Origin of the sequence: Streptomyces sp. UNOC14_S4 (assembly GCF_020740835.1) — a bacterium.
Taxonomy (GTDB): Bacteria; Actinomycetota; Actinomycetes; order Streptomycetales; family Streptomycetaceae; genus Streptomyces.
Genome location: NZ_JAINFC010000578.1, coordinates 1 through 4,491, shown reverse-complemented (window position 1 = coordinate 4,491; position 4,491 = coordinate 1). Strand labels below are relative to the sequence as shown.

Below are 4,491 nucleotides of genomic sequence, written 5' to 3'. Positions count from 1 at the left end.
CGTCGTCGGCGGACTCGGACTCGGGTGCGTCGGCGGCAGGCTTCTCGTCAGCGTCAGCGTCAGCGTCAGCGTCAGCGTCAGGGCCAGGGCCAGGGCCAGCGTCAGCGTCGGCGTTCGCATCGGCGACGGCGTCCGCATCCGCACCCGCGTCAGCGTTCGCGTCGGCGCTCTCCGCCGTCGCGTCGGTGCCCGTCTGCTCCGCCTCGGGCTCAGCGGGCTCGTCAGCCGCGGTGCCGGCCGGTTCCGCGTCCGCGGAAGCGGCCTCGTCGGTGAGGCGGTCCGTGCTCACAGGGTGCTCCAGTCCTGATCGGGGTAGCGGTGCACGGGCGCCGACACATCGTCGAGAGCCCGGCAGATCTCGTCCGGAAGCGTAAGCGCCTCCACTGACAATGCCGCCCTGAGCTGCTGCTCATTGCGCGCGCCGACGATCGGGGCGACCACGCCCGGGCGGTCCCGGACCCAGGCCAGGGCGACCTTCAGCGGGGTCGTGGCGAGCCCGTCGGCCGCCGTGGCGACGGCGTCCACCACGCGCCCCGCGGGCTCGTCCAGATACGGGGCGACGAAGGCGGCCAGGTGGTCGGAGGCGCCCCGGGAGTCGGCGGGCGTCGCGTGGCGGTACTTGCCGGTGAGCACGCCCCTGCCGAGCGGCGAGGACGGCAGGACGCCGATGCCCAGGTCGAGCGCCGCGGGCAGCACCTCGCGCTCGATGCCGCGCTGGAGCAGCGAGTACTCCATCTGCGTGCTGGCCAGCCGCGTCCGCACGCCCGGCGCGGCCAGCTGCCACGTGCCCGCCTTGGCGAGCTGCCAGCCGCAGAAGTTGGAGACCCCGGCATAGCGGGCGCGCCCGCTGCTCACGGCGATGTCGAGTGACTGCAGCGTCTCCTCGACCGGCGTGTAGGGGTCGAAGGCGTGGACCTGCCACAGGTCCACGTAGTCCGTGCCGAGCCGCTCCAGCGACGCGTCGAGCGCGGCCAGCAGATGGCCCCGCGAGCCGTCGTACCGCCGGTCGGGGTCGGGGACGCCGCCCGACTTGGTCGCGACGACCAGGTCGCGGCGCGGCACGAGATCCTCGATCAGCCTGCCGAGCAGATACTCGGCGCCGCCGTCCCCGTAGACGTCCGCGGTGTCGACGAGCGTGCCGCCCGCCTCCCAGAACGCCTTGAGCTGGCCGGCCGCGTCGTGCTCGCCGGTGTCCCTGCCCCAGGTGAGTGTGCCGAGCCCGATGCGGGAGACCCGCAGGCCCGTACGCCCGAGATGCCTAAGCTCCATGAGCGCTGAGATTACTGGCAGTGACGCATCCCGTGGCCGCCTGTGGACAACCGGCGACCGTCCGGGCGGTTGTCCACAGGCCGCCGGGCCGACCGGTGACGTACCCCTGGTCCGCGCGCTACAGTCCCCGGAAACGATGACGTTACCGATGGGTAAGGGGACCGGTATGAGTCGAATGAGGCTCGGAATCAACCTCGGCTACTGGGGAGCCGGGATGGACGCCGACAACCTCGAGGTCGCCCGCGAGGCCGACCGCCTCGGCTACGCGGTCTGCTGGGCCGCCGAGGCGTACGGCTCCGACGCGCCCACCGTCCTGTCCTGGGTCGCGGCGCAGACCGAGCGCATCGACGTCGGTTCGGCGATCTTCCAGATCCCGGCCCGTACGCCGACCATGACCGCGATGACCGCCGCCACCCTCGACTCGCTCTCCGGCGGGCGCTTCCGGCTCGGCCTCGGTGTGTCCGGCCCGCAGGTCTCCGAGGGCTGGTACGGCGTCAAGTTCGACAAGCCCCTCGCCCGCACCCGCGAGTACGTCGAGATCGTCCGCAAGGCCATGTCCCGCGAACGCCTCACGCACGACGGTGACCACTGGACCCTCCCGCTCCCCGGTGGCCCCGGCAAGCCCATCAAGCTCACCGTCCACCCGGTGCGCGAGCACATCCCCCTCTACATCGCCGCCATCGGCCCGAAGAACCTGGAGCAGACCGGCGAGATCGCCGACGGTGCCCTCGTCGTCTTCTTCGCCCCCGAGCACGCCGAGGAGACCACCCTCGCGCCGCTGCGCGCGGGCCGCGCCAAGGCCGGCAAGGACCTCGACGGCTTCGATCTGGTGCCGACCGTCCCCATGGCCGTCGGTGACGACGTCGCCGCGCTCGCCGACCTCTTCCGCCCGTACACCGCCCTCTACGTCGGCGGCATGGGCAGCGCCAAGCAGAACTTCTACAACAAGCTCGCCCAGCGCATGGGCTACGAGAAGGCCGCCGCCGAGATCCAGGAGAAGTACCTCTCCGGTGACAAGCAGGGCGCCGCCGCGGCCGTCCCGCGCGAACTGATCGACTCCACCGCCCTGATCGGGCCCGTCGACCGCATCGCCGACCGGATGCGGGCCTACGCCGAGGCCGGGGTGACCACCCTGTCGCTGGCGCCCGCGGGCTTCACCCTCGACGAGCGGATCGCGTGCCTGCGGGCCGGTGTCACCGCTCTGGAGCGCGCGGGCCTCGCGTAAGCCGGACCAGAAGGGACAGCAGGGCGGGAGAAGTTCCGTCTGCGGCCGTGGTGGGGGCTCGGGGTGTCTTCCCCGCCACGGCCGGTACAGAACACAACGCCCGTACGGCCGTGGGGGTTACGCCTCACGGGCCGCCCTTTGCCGCGTCGCGGCAGCTGTCACGTCACGACAGTCGCCTTATGGCAGTCGCGTCGCGGCAGCCGCGTCACAGCCAGCCGCGCCGCTTGAAGTACCGGTGCAGCGCGAACACCAGCCCCGCCATCAGCGCGACCACGGCCGGATAGCCCCACGGCTGGCGCAGCTCCGGCATGTGGGCGAAGTTCATCCCGTAGATACCGGCGATCATCGTCGGGACCGCGGCCATCGCCGCCCACGCCGAGATCTTGCGCATGTCGTCGTTCTGCTGGACGCCCATCTGGGCCAGGTGGGCGGAGAGTATGTCCGTGAGCAGCCGGTCGAGGCCCTCCACCGTCTCGTTCACCTTGGCCAGGTGGTCGCCCACGTCGCGGAAGAACGGGCGCGACGGCTCCGGGACGAACGGCACGCCCGCGCCGCTCAGCCGCGTCACCGGGTCCGTGAGCGGCCCCGACGCCCGCCGGAACTCCAGCACCTGGCGCTTGAAGCCGTAGATCCGCGACGCCGTGTTCCTGGTGTCCCCGCCGACCGGCGCGAACACCTCCGTCTCCAGCTCCTCCAGGTCCACCTGGAGCTCGGACGCCACCTCCACGTACTGGTCGACCACCGCGTCGCTCACCGCGTACAGCACCGCCGCGGGGCCGTGCCGCAGGACCTCCGGCTCCTGCTCCAGCCGGTGGCGCACCTCGGCGAGCGGACTGCCCTCGCCGTGCCGCACGGTCACGACGAAGGAGTCGCCGACGAACAGCATCAGCTCGCTCGTGGTGACCGTGTCCGCGGCGTCGTCGTAGCGCACCGGCTTGAGCACGATGAACAGGGAGTCCTTGTAGACCTCCAGCTTCGGCCGCTGGTGCGCCTTCAGCGCGTCCTCCACGGCCAGCGGGTGCAGCCCGAACTCGCTGGTCACCAGCTCGAACTCGGCCTCCGTGGGCTCGTGCAGCCCGACCCAGAGGAAGGAGTTCCCCTCCGCGCGCGCCTCGGCGAGGGCGTCGGAGAAGTCGGCGGGTCCGTCGGTGCGACGGCCGTCCCGGTAGATGGCGCAGTCCACGATCACCCCACGTATTGTGCCGTGCCCCGGCGCGTGTGAACTCCCGGAAGCCGGGACGGAGTCCCGGTAACGGGCCCGCGGTGACATCCCGGGGGACTGGGGCCCGCCCCCGGGTTGCGCCTAGTCTGACCCCATGCCCACCCTGATCCTCGTCCGTCACGGCCGGTCCACCGCCAACACCGGGGGCGTGCTCGCGGGATGGACCCCCGGCATCGCCCTGGACGAGCGCGGTGCCGAACAGGCCGCCGCCCTCCCCGCCCGCCTCGCCGGGCTGCCGCTCGCCGCCGCCGTCACCAGCCCGCTCCAGCGCTGCCGCGAGACCCTCGCACCCCTCCTCGCCGCCCGGCCGGAACTGCCCCTGCACGCCGACGAGCGGATCGGCGAGTGCCACTACGGCGACTGGTCCGGCCGCAAGATCGCCGAACTCGCCGACGAGCCCCTGTGGGAGGTCGTCCAGCGGCACCCCTCCGCCGCCGCCTTCCCCGGCGGGGAGTCCGTACGCGCCATGCAGGCGCGGGCCGTCGACGCCGTACGGGAGTGGAACGCCCGTATCGAGGAGGAGCACGGCCCCGACGCCGTCTACCTCATGTGCTCGCACGGCGACATCATCAAGTCCCTCGTCGCCGACGCCCTCGGCGCCCACCTCGACCTCTTCCAGCGGATCGCCGTGGACCCCTGCTCGGTCACGGCCATCCGCTACACCCGGCTGCGCCCCTTCCTCGTGCGCCTCGGCGACACCGGCGACCTGCGCGGGCTCGTCCCCGCCGAGGCGCCGCCCGCCGCGGGGGCCGCGGAGGAGGACGGGGTCGTCGGG

The 4,491-nt window shown here is 72.6% G+C and carries 4 protein-coding genes; 2 read left to right on the top strand and 2 right to left on the bottom strand.

Annotated features, from left to right (window positions below; genetic code table 11):
• Positions 1 to 285: 285 nt before the first annotated feature.
• The gene (locus K6I34_RS32385) at positions 286 to 1,269 is read right to left on the bottom strand and encodes an aldo/keto reductase (protein ID WP_229331600.1); all 984 of its coding nucleotides are present in this window, start codon (positions 1,267 to 1,269) and stop codon (positions 286 to 288) included.
• A gap of 175 nt (positions 1,270 to 1,444) precedes the next feature.
• Here K6I34_RS32385 and K6I34_RS32380 point away from each other — a divergent pair, with 175 nt between their 5' ends.
• Positions 1,445 to 2,494: an LLM class F420-dependent oxidoreductase gene (locus K6I34_RS32380; RefSeq protein ID WP_229331604.1), complete on the top strand. Its 1,050-nt coding sequence runs from the start codon at positions 1,445 to 1,447 to the stop codon at positions 2,492 to 2,494.
• Positions 2,495 to 2,699: 205 nt separating this feature from the next.
• Here K6I34_RS32380 and corA read toward each other — a convergent pair whose 3' ends face one another.
• Complete coding sequence (gene corA / locus K6I34_RS32375; protein ID WP_229331602.1) at positions 2,700 to 3,692, bottom strand: magnesium/cobalt transporter CorA; 993 nt, start codon at positions 3,690 to 3,692, stop codon at positions 2,700 to 2,702.
• A 118-nt stretch (positions 3,693 to 3,810) separates the two neighbouring features.
• On the opposite strand from corA, the gene K6I34_RS32370 reads away from it, so the two are divergent.
• Positions 3,811 to 4,491: histidine phosphatase family protein (locus K6I34_RS32370; RefSeq protein ID WP_229331598.1), on the top strand; the 681-nt coding region annotated here is incomplete at its 3' end.